Here is a 17,136-nt window from a genome sequence, read left to right on the forward strand (position 1 = left end):
TATAAATGATAGATGATAATTGATGAATGATTTCGGTCTGTTCATCAATTATCGTTTTTAATAGAAGTTTTCATCCTCTTACGGCTGGGAAAAGAAAACTTCTATTTAAATCTCATTCGAAATCAATAATATTAAAAGATTCAAATCATTCACAAATCATCAATAATAACTTATGAAAAAGCGTCACGAGCAAAAACTGATTATACTGAGCGTAGGTCTTTTGATTGCGTTCAGCATTCCGATTTCATTGCTTTTCAACAGTGAAAGGGAGGTTTTTGGGTACCCGATGATTCTTGTTTATTTCTTCGCAGTCTGGATGATTTCCATCATTATTTCTTTTGTAATCGTAAAAAAATATGATGAGTAGTTTCGCATTATTTATCGTTGTCCTTATTTACCTCGCACTTTTGTTCTTAGTTGCCCATTTGGCAGAGAAGAAAAAGAGTAAGATCTGGATTAATAACCCTTACATCTATGCGCTATCGCTTGCTGTGTACTGCACCGCCTGGACGTATTATGGAAGTATCGGCGTGGCAGCGACCAGCGGACTCAATTATTTACCGATTTACATTGGCCCGATCATGGTAATTCCGGCCTGGATTTACATTAATACCCGGATTGTCCGCATTTCGAGAGTCAACAAAATCAGCAGTTTGGCCGATTTCATTTCATTAAGATATGGGAACAGCCGAAGTTTCAGCGCAATCATCACTCTGGTTTGTCTGTTTGCAATTATTCCGTACATCGGATTGCAGATCAAAGCGATTTCCGAGACTTTTCATCTGGTTACAGAAACTAAATTTTCTCAAAATATTTTAACAGACAGCGGAACTTTTGTTGTTATACTAATCGCAGTTTTCTCATCGTATTACGGAACAAAATACGTTGACGCTTCTGAAAAGCGTTTGGGAATTATCTCAGCCATTGCTTTGGAAAGTTTTCTGAAATTATTCTTTATTATTATTTTAGGTTTATTCGTAATATATTATGCATTTGACGGATTTTCAGACCTGTATCAGAAGGCGAGTAAATTTCCTGATTTTAAAGCTAAAAATACATTTAACGGAATCGAAGGCGCGATGAATTGGATGGTTCTCTGTATGATTTCCGGAACAGCAATCTGTATTTTACCGAGACAGTTTCACACCGCAATCGTTGAAAACAGACAGGAAAAACATATTAAAACGGCAATTTGGTTTTTCCCTCTTTATCTTTTGATATTTACCATTTTCATCTTCCCGATTGCCTGGGGCGGAAGATTGATTTTCAACGGACAAAACGTGAATCCTGAGTTCTACTCTATTTTGATTCCGCAACATTTTGACAATACTTTGATTACGGTTTTGGTGTTTCTGGGAGGTTTGAGTTCGTGTATTTCAATGATTATTATTTCGGCGATTACTTTATCGATTATGCTATCAAACAATTTAATTATTCCCTACGGTTTATTGGGGAAATTTAAAGCTGAAAATGAAGTTCAAAATACTAGAAACATTACGAACATCCGTAAATTCTCAATTTTCGGGTTGATTATCGTAGCTTTTGCTTTTTATAAATATTTTATTTTAAAAACCTCTTTAGATTCTGTCGGACTGATTTCATTTGTCATTATTGCTCAGTTGGCACCTGCATTTTTTGGAGCAATATTCTGGCGAAGGGGCAGTTACCAGGGTGCAGTGACTGGACTTTTAGCTGGATTAATTATCTGCTATTTCGGATTGATTATTCCGCAGTATTATTTTTCCTACAATTCTGAATTGAAGGGAGTTTTAAGAGATTTGTATAATGCTTTTCAGTTTTTTGACATTTCGTTTTTAACCCGAATTCCTGAAATTTTCTTTTGGTCGATTTTGGTTAACACTGCCCTATTTACGATACTTTCCGTAAGCATGAAAGGAAATTACCGTGAGAGAAATTTCGCGGAACTATATGTTGACATTGATAAATACATTCAAAATCATGAAAACGCATTTATTTGGCGTGGAACAGCCTATGTTTCTGATATTCAAAATATTCTCGAGCGTTTTTTAGGCAAAAAGAAAACAGAACAGGCAATGCGGATTTTCAATATTAAGTACAATATTGATTCACAAACCGAAACAGCTGATTCCAGATTTATTAAGTTTTCTGAGAACCTTTTGGCTGGAAGAATCGGGACGGCTTCTGCAAAAATCCTGATTGAAGGCGTAACCAAGGAAGATAAAATTTCGTTGAAGGAAGTTTTAAATATTTTGGAAGAATCAAAAGAAAATATCACGCTAAATAAAAAACTGACCGAGAAATCTGAAGAACTGAAACAGCTTTCCAACGACCTCAGTGCCGCAAACGAAAATCTTATCGTCAAAGACCGTCAGAAGGATGATTTTCTGGATTCTGTTGCGCATGAATTGAGGACGCCGATTACAGCAATACGTTCGGCAGGAGAAATTTTAGCGGATGATGACGATATTCCGTTAGATATTAAAAAAGAATTTTTAAGTAATATCATCACAGAGTCTGACCGTTTGAGCGAAATCATTAATGACATTTTGTATCTGGATAAACTTCAGCACGGAGAAATTGCTTTACACATTCAGGAAAATAATATTATTGAAACCTATAAAAAAGCCTTAAATCCTATTCTGCATTTGATCCATCAGAAATTCATTCATGTAAGCGAAGTTGATTTGCTTAATAATTATATTTTTGAGTATGATGAACCCAGATTTATTCAGCTGTTCCAGAATATTTTAGGAAATGCGCTTAAATTTACCGAAGATCAAGGTACAATTCAAACTAAATTTTCAGCAAAAGATAATTTTTTAATCATCAAAATATTCAATACCGGAAAGCATATTCCCGAAGAAGATTTGGACATGATTTTTGATAAATTTTATCAGGCTAAAAATCAAAACATAAGAAAACCTACGGGAAGCGGCCTTGGATTGGCCATTTCAAAAAGAATCATAGAAGCCCACAGCGGAACCATAAAAGCAGAAAACAGTGGATTGGGTGTGACGTTTACCATCATGTTACCCGTCATAAAAATGACAGATAATGACGCAGAACCCGAAGGGTTCAACAAAAGTAGCCCTGGATGAAATCAAGGCACGAGATTCGGCTAAGCCAAACCCGATATTGGAAGCAGCGGATAAGAATCCGAAGGGTTCAATATCAATAGCCGTGGGCGAAACCCATGGAAATGGAAAAACGCAAAATACCGAACCCGAAAGGGTTCAACAACAATAGCAGTGGGTGGAAATCCATGGAAATTGAAAAACACAAATTACGAACCCGACAGAGTTCAACAACCATAGACCTGGGTGGAAACCCATGCATATGGAAAAACACAAATAATGAACCCGACAGGGTTCAACAACAGAGCACAAATGGGAACATACAAACAAGTATTCTATCATATTGTTTTCGGAACAAAACATAGAAGACAAACGATTAATGAAGAAAATGAAACCGAACTGTACAAATATATTTGGGGTATTTTAAACAATAAAAATGTAAATTATACAGAATTAATGGTATGCCTGACCATATTCATCTTTTATGTGACTTACATACAAATTTAAATCTCAGCAGTTTGGTAAAGGATATTAAAGTAGCATCAAACTTGTGGATGAAAGAATCTGGATTATTTGATGAGTTCGAAGGATGGCAGGAAGGCTATGGAGCATTTACAATATCGGTGAGAGAAAAGGAAACTCTTATAAATTATATTAAAAATCAAAAAGAACATCACAAGAAAGAGACGTTTATGAATGAATTTAAAAGATTATTGAAAGAGAATGGGATCAAATTTGAAGGTGAAATTATTTAAAATTCAACCCTATCGGGTTGTCTTGATGCGAATGATGATTCATATTCCATAGGTTTCACCTACGGCTATTAAAATTGAACCCTTCGGGTTCCCCAACATAAAAAAACAATGAAGTTGAATCATAAAGAAAATACACAATGAAAAAGATCTTAATCGCCGACGACGAACACAAGATATTAATGTCTCTGGAATACAGTTTCCGGAAAATCGGTTACGAAGTTTTTATCGCCAGAGACGGAACCGAGGTTTTGGAGTTTTTAAAAACCATCGTTCCAGACGTGATTTTACTCGACATTATGATGCCGAATCTTGACGGCTACAGCACTTTGGAAGAAATTAAAAAGAATGAAAATTTAAACAATACAAAAGTTCTGTTCCTCAGCGCTAAAAACAATCCGAAAGATATTGAGAAGGGCCTAGAAATGGGAGCTGACGCGTATGTAACGAAACCATATTCAATAAAAAAACTGATTTCTCAGATTGAGGAACTGTTTGATATGTAAATACGATTGCACAAATAACATAAATAAATTCGTGTTACTCGTGAAAAAAATTCGTTCAAAAGACGTTCAAAACCAAACACAAAAAATATGAATGCAGACGATTTATTTAAACAAAGCATAGAAAACAGAGAGCAGTTCTGGAAAGAGCAGGCTCAGGAGATTTCGTGGTTTGAATTTCCAGAAACAATTATTTCAAAGGACGGAAATGATTACACCCAATGGTTTGCGGACGGAAAACTCAACATGTCTTATCTCTGCATCGACAAACATATTGAAGACGGTTTTGGAGAAGAAACAGCGATTATCTACGATTCTCCTGTTACCAATCAGAAAATAAAATACACCTTTAATCAGGCTAAAAAAGAAATTTCAAAATTAGCTGGTGGACTGGTTTCTTTAGGTTTAAAAAAGGGCGATACTGCAGTCATTTATATGCCGATGATTTCGCAGACGCTTTTTGCGATGTTGGCCTGTGCAAGAATCGGCGTGATTCACAATGTAGTTTTTGGAGGTTTTGCACCGCACGAATTAGTGGTCAGAATCGATGACTGCAAGCCAAAAGCACTAATTACAGCCACTGCGGGAATTGAAATTGCCAAGAGAATTCCTTATCTGCCATTGGTTGAAAAAGCAATCGAACTTGCGCAGGATAAAGTCGAAAACATCATTGTTTTTAACAGAAAATTGGTCGACAATCAGCATGAAATTTTTGAAGGAATCATCGATTATGAAGAATTGGTTGAAAAGTCTGAGCCTGCAGATTGTATTTCTGTGGAATCAAATCATCCGCTTTATCTTTTATACACTTCCGGAACTACCGGAAAACCGAAAGGAATCACGAGAGATACCGGCGGTTATGCAACTGCCTTAAAATTTTCCATGAAATATATCTATGGAATTGAACAGGGTGAAACGTTTTGGGCGGCTTCCGATTTTGGCTGGGCAGTGGGTCACAGCTACAGCGTTTATGGACCTTTAATCAACAGAAGCACAACGATCATTTTCGAAGGAAAACCAATTATGACTCCCGATGCAGGAACTTTTTGGAGAATTATTTCTGAGTACAAAGTTTCCGCAATGTTCACGGCTCCTACAGCAATCAGAGCAATTAAAAAAGAAGATCCGAATGGAGAACTGGTTAAAAAATACGATTTAAGCCATTTCAAAAAGCAGTTTTTGGCAGGCGAAAGATGCGATGTTGCAACTTTGGATTGGTTTGAAAAGCACATCGGTGTTCCCGCCATCGACCATTGGTGGCAGACAGAATCAGGTTCGCCGATGTTAGGCTTACTAACTTTTGATGATAATTATAAAATTAAAAGAGCTTCAGCAGGTAAGCCGATTCCAGGATATGATATCAAAATTTTTGATGAAAATGGATATGAAGTGGATGAGCATAAAGAAGGATATTTAGTTATCAAACTTCCGCTTCCGCCCGGTGCAATGCTGGGAATCTGGAATGATTACGAACGTTTCGAGAAAAGTTATTTATCTCAGTATAAAGGTTATTATTTTTCCGGAGACGGTGCCATTAAAGATGAAGATGGCTACATTTTTATCACAGGAAGAGTGGATGATGTCATTAACGTAGCCGGTCACCGACTTTCAACTTCTGAAATGGAAGAAATCGTTTCCTCTCATCCCGATGTTGCCGAATGTGCTGTGGTCGGAATTGATGATGACTTGCGTGGGCAGATTCCTTTTGCGACAGTCGTTTTAAAAAATGGGTCAGAAATTTCTGAAGAAGTGGTTGAAAAAGAAATTATTCTGAAAGTCAGAGAAAAAATCGGTGCAGTGGCTTTTCTAAAATCTGTGATGGTCGTAAAAAGGCTTCCAAAAACCCGTTCAGGAAAGATTTTAAGAAAATTAATCAGAACGATTATTGATGGTAAAGAATTTCAGATTCCGTCGACGATTGATGATGAAATGATTATTGACGAATTAAAGGAGAAGCTTCTGCAGTACAGAAATTCATAAACTTAAGTGTGATGACAGAAATTATAAAAGCAAATGCCGACGACGCCAAGATTTTAACCGAGATCACAAAAAGATCAAAGGCTTACTGGGGATATTCCGATGAACAAATGAAGGAATGGTCAGATTTGCTAACCATTACTTCAGAATACATCCAAAACAATGAAGTTTATAAATTAATTGTCAACCAATCGACTGTTGCTTATTATTCTTATTTCGACATTGAAAATAACAGCGTGAGGCTGGACAACCTGTTCGTTTCACCAGAAAATATCAGTAAAGGTTATGGTAAATTATTAATGAATGATTTCATTTTAAAAATAAAACAGAGTCAAAGATCAAGAATAATTCTTGATGCCGACCCGAACGCTCAAAAATTTTATGAAAGCTTCGGGTTTAAAAAAATTGGACAAATTGAAACATCCATAAAAGACAGATTTTTACCAATTATGGAACTCAAATTGGATTAAATTTTTGAAAATTCATTTGAATAGACACTACTATACTTATGTAAGTGAAACGGCTTTGTGAAACTTATAGTAGTGTACGTAAAAATGCTTTGTGAACTCTGTGTTCAAATGTAAAGCATGAGAAATTAATTTAAACATTAAAAAATAAATAATTCTAAAAAGAAAAAGTATGAGAAATTACGTGATAGAAGATTTACCGCACTACTTTGAAGAGTACAAAAAATCAATCAGGAACCCGAAAAAATTCTGGGATAAAGTAGCAGACCAAAATTTTGTATGGTACCAAAGATGGAGCAAAGTGGTAAAGTATGATATGAATGAAGCGAAAATCACATGGTTTAAAGATGCTAAATTAAATATCACTAAAAACTGCCTCGACAGACACTTGTCAGTAAGAGGGGAGAAAACAGCGATCATTTGGGAGCCCAACGACCCGAAAGAAGAAGCACACCACATTTCCTACAACGAACTGTACGAAAGGGTCAACAAAACAGCCAATGTATTGAAAGATATGGGCATTGAAAAAGGCGACAGAGTCTGCATCTATCTTCCGATGATTCCTGAATTAGCTGTCACTATGTTGGCTTGTGCAAAAATAGGAGCAGTTCATTCTGTGATTTTCGCCGGATTTTCAGCTTCTGCTGTAGTTTCCAGAGTGAATGACTGCGGAGCAAAAATGGTGATTACTTCAGACGGAAGTTATAGAGGAAGTAAGGTTTTAGATTTAAAATCAATTATTGATGAAGCTTTGGAAAAATGCCCGACTGTCGAGAAAACTTTGGTGGTCAAAAGAACCAACAACGAGATAAAAATGAAGGAAGGCAGAGATTTCTGGATGGCCGATTTATACGAAAAAGCATCTGCCGATTTCGTAACGATCATTATGGATGCAGAAGATCCTTTGTTTATTCTGTACACTTCTGGTTCAACCGGCAAACCAAAAGGAATGCTTCACACTTCTGCAGGCTACATGGTTTACTCGGCATATACATTTAAAAATGTTTTTAATTATCAGGAAAACGATATCTATTGGTGTACTGCAGATATCGGCTGGATCACGGGACATTCCTACATTCTTTATGGCCCCCTTTTAAATGGTGCAACAACTGTTATTTTCGAAGGAGTACCAACCTATCCTGAACCGGACAGATTTTGGGAAGTGATTGAAAAACATAAAGTTACTCAATTTTACACCGCACCAACTGCCATCCGCTCTTTGGCTAAAGAAAGTGCTGACTGGGTAGACAAACATGATTTAAGTTCATTGAGAGTCATCGGTTCTGTAGGAGAACCTATTAACGATGAAGCATGGCATTGGTTTAATGATCATGTGGGGAGAAAAAAATGTCCTATTGTCGATACTTGGTGGCAGACAGAAACTGGTGGAATTATGATCTCCCCAATCCCATTTGTTACACCAACAAAACCGACCTATGCAACGCTTCCATTACCGGGAATTCAACCTGTTTTAATGGATGACAAACGCAACGAAATTACAGGAAATCAGGTAACTGGAAATCTCTGCATCCGCTTTCCGTGGCCGGGAATTGCGAGAACCATTTGGGGCGACCATCAAAGATATAAGGAAACTTATTTCTCAGCGTTTCCGGGGAAATATTTCACGGGTGACGGCGCTTTGAGAGACGAAGTAGGTTATTACAGAATTACAGGTCGTGTGGATGATGTTGTAATTGTTTCCGGACATAATTTGGGAACTGCTCCTATTGAAGACAGCATCAACGAACATCCGGCGGTGGCAGAATCTGCGATTGTAGGCTTTCCGCATGATATCAAAGGAAGTGCTCTGTATGGTTTTGTCATTTTAAAAGACAGTGGAGCCGGCCGTCAGAAAGAAAACCTGAAAAAAGAAATCAATCAGCTGATCTCAGATCAGATCGGCCCGATTGCAAAGCTTGATAAAATTCAGTTTGTTTCCGGGCTGCCGAAAACCCGTTCCGGCAAGATTATGCGTAGAATTTTAAGAAAAATTGCAGAGGGTGACTTCTCTAATTTTGGAGATACTTCTACTCTATTGAATCCTGAAATCGTGGAGGAGATTAAAAATGAGAGAATTTAAAAAATTTCTTAAATAATCTATTTGTTCATTTTCTAAACAAAAACCTTCTTTTTAATAAAGAAGGTTTTTTGTTTTCTTATAGCTCAACTTCTAAATGATTATTATTATTTTTCAAATCATTTTTTATTTGCCTTATCCTTTCCTCAGTTACACTTTCTGAAAAAGAACCATTTTTTATACGACTGATAATTCCTTCTCTGTAATTTTTTTTAGCTTTGAAAAATTTCTCTCTGGATGTAGAAACTAATTTTCTTGTTCTAAACGATGGGATTTTTAAAGATACATTATTATTGGTTTTTAAATGTTTTACAAAAGAAAACACAAAATACTTCCTATCGTCAGAAACTTCAATAATAAGCCCTGGTAATCCTCGGAATTTTTATGATCCATCGTTTATAGGTATTTCACGAGTAAACCAAGCAGTAAAATCTCTGCCAAATGCGTTGACTATTGCTTTTTGACAAGAAAATTCAGCTATTTTTTTAGTCTCATTGGATATATTCCATTGTAAATCTGTATTATCAGAGTATTCATAATTACCCGTTCCAATTTTATCAATTACTCTTGTAGGTTCGTTTGGTTTTGACAATTCTCTTATTATATAATACTTAAATTTTGATTTAGGAATTCCACCAAAATCAATACTTGAGCTTTTTGTTCTTGAATAATTTTCCCAAACTTTCACTTCTAAAGAATCAGCTTTAATGTTAATCAAACTCGTAAAGACTATACTATCATTTTTTTTTTAGAGAACAAAAGGATGATTATTTCTTGAATGAACCTCTAGTGAATCTGATTGAAATGTTAGATTATAATAAAATTCTGAGCAGGAGATACACTCCTGTCCAAATGATGAAATCGAGATAATTATACTAATTAATAATATTACTCTTTTAATCATCATATCCATAAAATATCTCATTCAAATTTTGTCTCATATCAACAGTTACCTAATGATGCAGCCCCCCATAAGAGTTCGCTTCTCCACACACTAAACCAGCTTCTCCGCAGTCAGAATGAACGAACACGCATTTGTATCTTTATGAAGTTCAGAACTATTATCTTTTGCACTTACTAAACCGGCCGATCCTAGAGCAGCTACAAATAATATTTTTTTCATAATGGTAAATATTCTGTTATTTAACAGGGCTAATAGATATGTAATTATGGAATCACAAAGCTTCTGACATACAAATATCCCTATGTAAAGAAATAAAAAACATTTAATTATTATTAACTAAAACGTTATACTACTTTTTTCTTAAAAATAAATTAGACACTATTACATTCATTGGAAAAATAGACAATATCTTAAATTTTCACAAATAATTATAGATAAAATAAAATATTTAAATTTTTATTAAATTTTTATCAATTATTTAAAAAATAGTTCTATCTTTAAGTACCAAAAACAAGATTACTATGTCACACATTTTAGCAGGACTATTTGAACGCCACAGTGATTATAAACGATTGGAAAATGAACTGGAAACTTCTGGATTTGAAAACTCCGATTACATAGTTTATCTCACCGAAGATCATCACCATTCTCAGTATATGGCGAGTGTTGAAGTAAAAGATAAAGAACAAACACAAAAAGCGCATGATATATTTCATCAGAATTCTGTTCTGAAAACATATTTATTTGAAAACATGAGCATTGGTGACGCTTCTTACAATAATGTAAAGAAGTATATTGACGCCCGAAGTAAGGCAGAAATCCACACCAGCCCTGACGTGAGAAAAAAAGCACAGCATAATGGAATGGACTCTGAAGTGAAATTCTAAAAATTAAAACTAAAAACTCATAACCAGAATCCGTAGAATTTTTTTTCTACGGATTTTTTAGTTTCAGGAATTGACCAATCCCTTAATTTTTCGTATTTTCGTTTAAACAAAGCCTTTTACACGAATGAGTTACGATTTAGAGCAAGAAAATAAAGAAATCTTAGCAAGGTATAAAGACCTGATTTCTAACACATACAGAACTTTGGATGAAGAGAACAATAAACTCATCCGAAAGGCTTTTGATATCGCATTAGATGCCCACAAAGACCAGCGAAGAAAGACTGGCGAACCTTACATTTACCATCCTATTGCTGTAGCCAAAATTGTTGCCACAGAAATTGGTTTGGGAGCAACGTCTATCGCATGCGCCCTACTGCACGATGTGATTGAAGATTCAGATTACAGTTATGAAGATCTTAAGAAAATTTTTGGAGAAAGAATCGCTGGTATTGTCAATGGGCTGACCAAGATCTCAATCATGAATCATCAGAATATTTCTGTACAGTCTGAAAACTACAGAAAACTCCTGTTAACTCTTTCTGAAGATTTCCGTGTGATTTTGATCAAAATTGCAGACCGTCTCCATAACATGAGAACATTACAGAGCATGGCGCCCGACAAGCAGAAGAAAATTGCTTCTGAAACAGTATATATTTATGCTCCAATGGCTCACCGTTTAGGTTTATATAATATAAAATCTGAACTAGAAGATCTTTCTTTAAAATACAACAACCCAGACATTTATACAGAAATTACTCAAAAACTCGAACTTGCGAAAGAAAGCAGAGAGCGATATATTGAGGAATTTAAAAAAGAAGTCTCTGAAAGATTGAAAGAAGAAGGTCTTAATGTCACCATTAAAGGCCGTGCAAAAGCAATCTCGTCTATTTACCGGAAAATGTTGAAGCAGGGCGTTTCCTTCGAAGAAGTATTCGACAACTACGCCATAAGAATTATTTATAAATCTGATGCTAAAAACGAAAAATTTCTAGCTTGGAAAATATACTCCATTGTAACGGATGTTTATCACAGTAATCCTTCGAGAATGCGTGATTGGATTACCCAGCCGCGTTCTACCGGATATGAAAGTTTACATTTAACAGTTCTCGGTCCTGATAAAAAATGGATTGAAGTACAGATCCGTTCAGAGAGAATGGATGATATCGCTGAAAAAGGGGTTGCAGCCCACTACAAATACAAAGAAGGATACAAACAGACCAACGACGACAGAAATTTCGAAAACTGGGTAACTGAAATAAGGGAGGTTCTGGAGCAGCAACAGAATCTATCAACTTCTGAACTTTTAGATAATATTAAACTCAATTTATATTCTAAAGAAGTTTTCGTCTTTACGCCAAAAGGAGAAATAAAAATATTGCCGACCAACGCAACTGCTCTGGATTTTGCATTTTCGGTACATTCAGATTTAGGAATGAAATGCTTAGGTGCAAAAATCAATGGTAAATTGGTTCCTATTTCTTACGTTTTGCAAAACGGGGATCAGGTGGATATTCTTTCGTCTCAAAATCAAAAACCGAAGTTTGACTGGTTAGATTTTGTGGTGACTTCCAAAGCAAAATCAAAAATCAAAGGCTATCTTAATTCTGAGAAAAACTCTCTGGTAGAAGAAGGAAAAGAAATCTTACAGAGAAAACTGAGACATGCTAAAATTAATTTTAATGATGAAGAAATCAATAAGCTTCAGAAATTTTTTAATCTTAAAACATCCCAGGAATTATTTTTAAAATTCCAGACCAATGAACTGGATGCAAGCAGTTTAAGAAGATATATCGAAAGTAAAAACGTCTTTAACAACCTACTTTCCAGATTCAGAAAATCGCCTACTAAAAACCAGCATTATATCGAGCCTAAAGAGATCAATTTAGATATGATTGTTTTCGGGAAAGATGAGGAAAAACTGAATTACAGTTATGCAAAATGCTGTACCGTGATTCCGGGAGACAAAATTTTTGGATTTATCACGATTTCAGAAGGAATAAAAGTTCACAGCGACAACTGTCCGAATGCCATTAATCTTAGGGCTCAATATGATTACCGTGTCATTCCTGCAAAATGGGTAAATGAAGAAAGCTTTAAAAACCGTATCAAAATTACGATTGAAGGTCTTGACAGAATGGGAATGATCAATGATATTACAACTGTTATCAGTGGTGCAATGGGTATGGATATGAAAAGTATGTCGATAGAATCTAATGATGGTGTTTTTACAGGTAATATAAACCTTGAAGTAAAAAACAGAAGCCAACTTGATGAAACATTTAAAAAGCTAAAAGATATCGACGGTGTTTCTAAGGTGGCAAGAATTTAAGCATGAAACTAAGCATTTACTTTAAGAAATTTGTTAAAAGCAGTCAGTCATCAGGAATTTTATTGATTTTTTGTGTCGCAATTGCATTGGGAATTGCAAATTCTTCATTGGCTGAAAATTTCCAGCGTTTTTTAGACAAAGAAATTGGAATCAATCTTTTCCATCTTAAATATCCTGTAAGCATTTGGATTAATGATGGTTTGATGGCAATTTTTTTTCTTTTAGTAGGTCTTGAAATAAAAAGAGAGGTTGTAGAAGGCGAACTTTCGTCTTTTAAAAATGCTTCTCTTCCAATATTTGCTGCTGTTGGTGGAATGCTTGTTCCTGCTATTATTTATACCCTTTTCAACTCCGGAACAGAATACAGAAACGGTTGGGGAATTCCCATGGCAACAGATATCGCTTTTTCATTAGCAATTATTTCTATGCTTGGAAATAAAGTTCCTAATTCAATTAAAATATTTTTGGCTGCTCTGGCAATTGTAGATGATTTGGGAGCAATTTTGGTAATTGCGATTTTTTATACAGAACAGATTCACTGGATGTATATTTTCCTTTCTTTGGGAGCCTCAGTTTTACTTTTTTTACTGAATTATTTTAAAGTTAAAACAATTATTGTATATCTGATTCCAGGAATTTTTCTTTGGTACTTTCTACATCATTCAGGTATTCATGCGACAATAGCTGGTGTTGTTTTGGCTTTTTCGATTCCAACGAACATTTCACGCACAGAAATTTCACCTTTAGAAAAGCTCGAACATCAGCTTCATCTTCCGGTAAGCTTTTTCATAATGCCAATTTTCGCTTTGACTAACACCAATATTACTTTTACAAACGGGATGGTAGATGGTTTATTCAGTGGTTTAGGATTGGGAATTATTTGCGGTTTGGTTTTAGGAAAAGTTATAGGGATTAATTTATTCTCATTACTTGCAATAAAATTCAAGATCAGCTCGCTTCCTCAAAACGCTTCATGGATACAGATGTTGGGAGTTGGGCTTTTAGCAGGAATTGGTTTTACCATGTCAATTTTCATTGCACTACTTTCCTTTAAAGATGAAATTCAGATTCAGGATGAAGCCAAATTTGCCATTCTGATCGCTTCATTTATTGCCGCAGTAACCGGATATGTTATTTTAAACTTACGTACTGTTAAGACTGTAGAAATGAAGGAAGCTTAGTTTTTGGTCAAACTCCAGGTTCCTTTAAGATTACCCATTTCCCATGTTCCTTTTTTAGTTTGCATATTACCATATAGGATAAAACCTTCTGGTGACTTTGTCGTTGTGTTGAAAGATGACATAATCAAATGTGTATAATAGGAATCTGGATTCCCTGTTGTTCCTCTAATTACTTCTACACTTGCATCTTTTCACATTAACCGTCAGGGAGCCGCTCATCCCACCGGTATAATTTCCAGAATAGTAGCCCATAAATTCTGAAGTAAAGTTTTCCTGTGCCCGCTGTTCTTCTGCCTGATCAAGAATATGCTGACAAGACTGCATGCTTAATAAGATGCAGAAAAGAAAAATCTTCAATGCATATTTTTTTATCATTTTTTTCCGTTTTTGTCAATTATTAAACTGCGAGTATGTTCTTCATCACTTTCCAGATTAGGCTCTTCAGTCTTTGAGTGATAATCTAAAGCTTCTTTTTTGAGCTCATCTGCCAAAAGTTTTTCAACCCTTAGTTTCCTTAAGGCCATATTAAGCTCATTACCGAAAAGCAGAAGATAAACATTCACATTTACCCAAATCATCAGTAAAATCATACTTCCGATCGACCCGTACAATACGTTGTATCTTGCTACATTTTTTACGTAAAGGGTAAAGAGATAAGTCGTTAAAATAAATAAAACCGTCGTAAGAATCGCTCCCGGAATTGCCTGCCTGAACCTGATAATTTTAACGGTTCCCAACCAGTAAAACATAGTCAGCAACAAGAAAAAGAACAGAGGAAATGAGACGAAACCAATGATTTTGGAAAGGTTGTTAACCAGCCACGAAATATTGTACTTTGGTGTAAAAAGCTTAAGAACCACCTCAGAATAGTAAACTCCGAAAAGTGCTAAAAATACTATGGTAACAAAGCCAATTGTAATAAAAAAAGATAAAATAAATTCTTTTACGTCAGGAAGTTTCTCTTTAGAATTTTCATTAAAACCGTTGATAATAGAAAACGTTCCGTTGGTGGCAAATACAAGAGCAATAAGGATCGTTAAATTACTGATTCCCTTCATATTAGGAATAATACTGCTTTCAATATAGCTTCTTACATCGCCTTCAATATTCGAGGGAAAGATATTGTGCATCAATACCTCAAAAATATAAAACTGCAGTTTGTCATACAAAGGCATGTGTGGCAAAACAGAAAGCAAAAACAGAATAAAAGGAAAAAGGCTTAACGTAAAACTCCATGAAATTGCTGCAGCCTTCTTCCCTATCTTATCTTTGAAAACCCCCGCAAAATAGATTTGAAACAACTGCCAGAGCGATATTCCCAAAAGCGGAATATGGATATCATCTAGAAAATCTTGAACTTTCAAAAGAAAACCCGGAACTTTTATTGCCATTTCTTATTTTAAAATTTGATCAATCTTGTCAAACTGTTGATTGACAAATTTAGGGGAATTTATTCTAAAACCCAATCCGAAACGAAATAACCAGTTCGTTGTTGAGTAAAAATTCTCGTTCGTACTGTTAATCCAGTTGAGTTGAGCGCCGCCACCAAAAAACCATTTTCCATTATCAAAACCAATTCTGGAGTAAGAATTTACCCCAAAATTAAATTCGTTATAATTCTCATCAATCAGATATCCGTAGTGAATCTGCGGATGTAGTTCCACAATTGCATACCAGTTTTTACCTATTAAACGTTGAATTCCACCGCCGGTTTTCAGCGTTACTCTGACATCTTTTGTTACAGAATTATCTTCAGAAAGATCCGATATTTCCATGCCTTGATACTTTACACGATCAGTATCTTTCATTACATTGTACTGATAAACCAAACCTGTCAGCAATACAAAATCATCTTTCAAAGGTCTGTGCGTCATATTGGTATATGTTCTGTAATTATCTTTTTTTCCAAGCCAGAGATAACTTGTTTCACCTGTGAATGATTGAAATTTTGCATCCGGAAACTGCATGAGATCATTGCTTAAATCTGCGGTAAATTCATTACCCAAAACAGTTTCCAAAAATCGCTTGGTATCTTCCAAATACAGACCTTTCACCTGGTTAAAGTTGACAGACTGTCGCACTTTCGGACCGAGGAAAAAAGCAAACCCAAGATTGAAGTATTTGGTTCTTCCTTTTACATCATCGTCATTATTGATTCTTACAAACTTTGGGGCAAAAGATAGACTTGCGTCAAGCCATCGGTAACGGAGAAAAAACTCTGTGTAGAAAGAATCGTTGGGCTTCAGAAGAAAAGTCTGACCTTCATAGAACAGTCCGAAAGAATTATTTACATAGCTCACACCACCTACAAGCGATATTTTTTTCCGGTCTTCCTCAAGATATTTTTTTTCATCAGTATCGATAACCTCCTGACCGAAAGTTATTCCTGATAAGCATAAAAAAATAAATTTAAAGAGAGAAGATTTCATCTTAGCTGTGATGGTGTGGTAAAAATACAGATTTTAAAATAATTCGTCAATTTTTTAATTATAAGTATCTTTGAACTTTCTTTTTTAAAGCTAAAAAATGCGCATCAATCTATTATGTATTGGGAAAACTGACGATAAAGAAATTACTTCTTTAATCAGCTATTACCTCACCCGACTTCCCAAGCACTGGAATTTCGAAATTATTGAAATCCCTGATATTAAAAATGCTAAAAATCTTTCGCCTGACTTGCTAAAAAAAGAAGAAGCAAAATTATTTCAAAACCATATCGACAAAAGCGATTGGGTTGCTATTTTAGATGAAAAAGGGAAGCAGTTTACAAGCCGAGAATTTGCCCAGAAAATAGACAACTGGATGAATTCTTCTGTTAAAAAAATTCATATTTTGATTGGAGGCGCTTATGGTTTTTCAGATGAAATTTACAACAGAGCCAACGAAAAAATGTCACTTTCTAAAATGACATTTACACACCAGATGATCCGGTTATTTATCGTTGAACAGGTTTATCGTGCTGATCAGATTTTACAGGGAAAACCCTATCATAATGATTAATAA

The 17,136-nt window shown here is 35.2% G+C and carries 15 protein-coding genes and 1 pseudogene; 11 read left to right on the plus strand and 5 right to left on the minus strand.

The genetic code is table 11. The annotated features are described in order from the left end of the window. Nucleotides 1-172 precede the first annotated feature (172 nt). From AR685_RS04230 to acs, 7 genes and pseudogenes are all read left to right on the plus strand, one after another. Nucleotides 173-367, plus strand: coding sequence for a hypothetical protein (locus AR685_RS04230; protein WP_047442934.1), 195 nt, complete (start codon nucleotides 173-175; stop codon nucleotides 365-367). Continuing rightward, nucleotides 360-3,080, plus strand: coding sequence for an ATP-binding protein (locus AR685_RS04235; RefSeq protein WP_059123829.1), 2,721 nt, complete (start codon nucleotides 360-362; stop codon nucleotides 3,078-3,080). The genes AR685_RS04230 and AR685_RS04235 overlap by 8 nt, the downstream gene beginning before the upstream one ends. Before the next feature lie 288 nt (nucleotides 3,081-3,368). Beyond that, nucleotides 3,369-3,811: pseudogene (gene tnpA, locus AR685_RS04245) on the plus strand (IS200/IS605 family transposase). A gap of 137 nt (nucleotides 3,812-3,948) precedes the next feature. Next, nucleotides 3,949-4,314, plus strand: coding sequence for a response regulator transcription factor (locus AR685_RS04250; RefSeq protein ID WP_047442932.1), 366 nt, complete (start codon nucleotides 3,949-3,951; stop codon nucleotides 4,312-4,314). A gap of 87 nt (nucleotides 4,315-4,401) precedes the next feature. Then, the gene (locus AR685_RS04255; RefSeq protein WP_059123831.1) at nucleotides 4,402-6,291 is read left to right on the plus strand and encodes an AMP-binding protein; all 1,890 of its coding nucleotides are present in this window, start codon (nucleotides 4,402-4,404) and stop codon (nucleotides 6,289-6,291) included. Nucleotides 6,292-6,302: 11 nt separating this feature from the next. Next, nucleotides 6,303-6,758 carry a GNAT family N-acetyltransferase gene (locus AR685_RS04260; RefSeq protein WP_059123832.1) on the plus strand — a complete coding sequence of 152 codons (456 nt, stop codon included), beginning with the start codon at nucleotides 6,303-6,305 and terminating at the stop codon, nucleotides 6,756-6,758. 169 nt (nucleotides 6,759-6,927) lie between these two features. Then, nucleotides 6,928-8,835 carry an acetate--CoA ligase gene (gene acs, locus AR685_RS04265; RefSeq protein ID WP_059123833.1) on the plus strand — a complete coding sequence of 636 codons (1,908 nt, stop codon included), beginning with the start codon at nucleotides 6,928-6,930 and terminating at the stop codon, nucleotides 8,833-8,835. A 379-nt stretch (nucleotides 8,836-9,214) separates the two neighbouring features. Here the strand turns inward: acs and AR685_RS04275 are convergent, their stop codons facing one another. After that, nucleotides 9,215-9,565: a GLPGLI family protein gene (locus AR685_RS04275; RefSeq protein WP_082671885.1), complete on the minus strand. Its 351-nt coding sequence runs from the start codon at nucleotides 9,563-9,565 to the stop codon at nucleotides 9,215-9,217. Between the two features lie 692 nt (nucleotides 9,566-10,257). On the opposite strand from AR685_RS04275, the gene AR685_RS04280 reads away from it, so the two are divergent. From AR685_RS04280 to nhaA, 3 genes are all read left to right on the plus strand, one after another. After that, a complete protein-coding gene (locus AR685_RS04280) occupies nucleotides 10,258-10,623 on the plus strand; it encodes a hypothetical protein (RefSeq protein WP_047442928.1) in 366 nt (121 codons plus the stop codon). A gap of 124 nt (nucleotides 10,624-10,747) precedes the next feature. Then, nucleotides 10,748-12,952, plus strand: a complete 2,205-nt coding sequence (locus tag AR685_RS04285) for a RelA/SpoT family protein (protein ID WP_059123836.1) — start codon at nucleotides 10,748-10,750, stop codon at nucleotides 12,950-12,952. Nucleotides 12,953-12,954: 2 nt separating this feature from the next. Continuing rightward, nucleotides 12,955-14,133: a Na+/H+ antiporter NhaA gene (nhaA, locus tag AR685_RS04290; protein ID WP_059123837.1), complete on the plus strand. Its 1,179-nt coding sequence runs from the start codon at nucleotides 12,955-12,957 to the stop codon at nucleotides 14,131-14,133. Here nhaA and AR685_RS18320 read toward each other — a convergent pair. The 4 genes from AR685_RS18320 to AR685_RS04305 are packed head-to-tail and all read right to left on the minus strand — an operon-like array spanning nucleotide 14,130 to nucleotide 16,562. After that, nucleotides 14,130-14,255, minus strand: a complete 126-nt coding sequence (locus tag AR685_RS18320) for a hypothetical protein (RefSeq protein ID WP_262483872.1) — start codon at nucleotides 14,253-14,255, stop codon at nucleotides 14,130-14,132. The two genes, nhaA and AR685_RS18320, sit on opposite strands and share 4 nt — an antisense overlap. Before the next feature lie 43 nt (nucleotides 14,256-14,298). Beyond that, complete coding sequence (locus AR685_RS04295; protein ID WP_059123838.1) at nucleotides 14,299-14,508, minus strand: hypothetical protein; 210 nt, start codon at nucleotides 14,506-14,508, stop codon at nucleotides 14,299-14,301. After that, the gene (locus AR685_RS04300) at nucleotides 14,505-15,524 is read right to left on the minus strand and encodes a YihY/virulence factor BrkB family protein (protein ID WP_059123839.1); all 1,020 of its coding nucleotides are present in this window, start codon (nucleotides 15,522-15,524) and stop codon (nucleotides 14,505-14,507) included. Before AR685_RS04300 ends, AR685_RS04295 begins: the two co-directional genes overlap by 4 nt. 3 nt (nucleotides 15,525-15,527) lie before the next feature. Beyond that, complete coding sequence (locus AR685_RS04305) at nucleotides 15,528-16,562, minus strand: DUF4421 family protein (RefSeq protein WP_059123840.1); 1,035 nt, start codon at nucleotides 16,560-16,562, stop codon at nucleotides 15,528-15,530. Nucleotides 16,563-16,659: 97 nt separating this feature from the next. Here AR685_RS04305 and AR685_RS04310 point away from each other — a divergent pair, with 97 nt between their 5' ends. Further along, nucleotides 16,660-17,133 (plus strand): 23S rRNA (pseudouridine(1915)-N(3))-methyltransferase RlmH, encoded by a 474-nt coding sequence (locus tag AR685_RS04310; RefSeq protein ID WP_047442922.1) that lies wholly within the window; start codon nucleotides 16,660-16,662, stop codon nucleotides 17,131-17,133. Nucleotides 17,134-17,136: the final 3 nt, after the last annotated feature.

The sequence above is a fragment of the Chryseobacterium sp. JAH genome (assembly GCF_001507335.1).
Classification (GTDB): domain Bacteria; phylum Bacteroidota; class Bacteroidia; order Flavobacteriales; family Weeksellaceae; genus Chryseobacterium.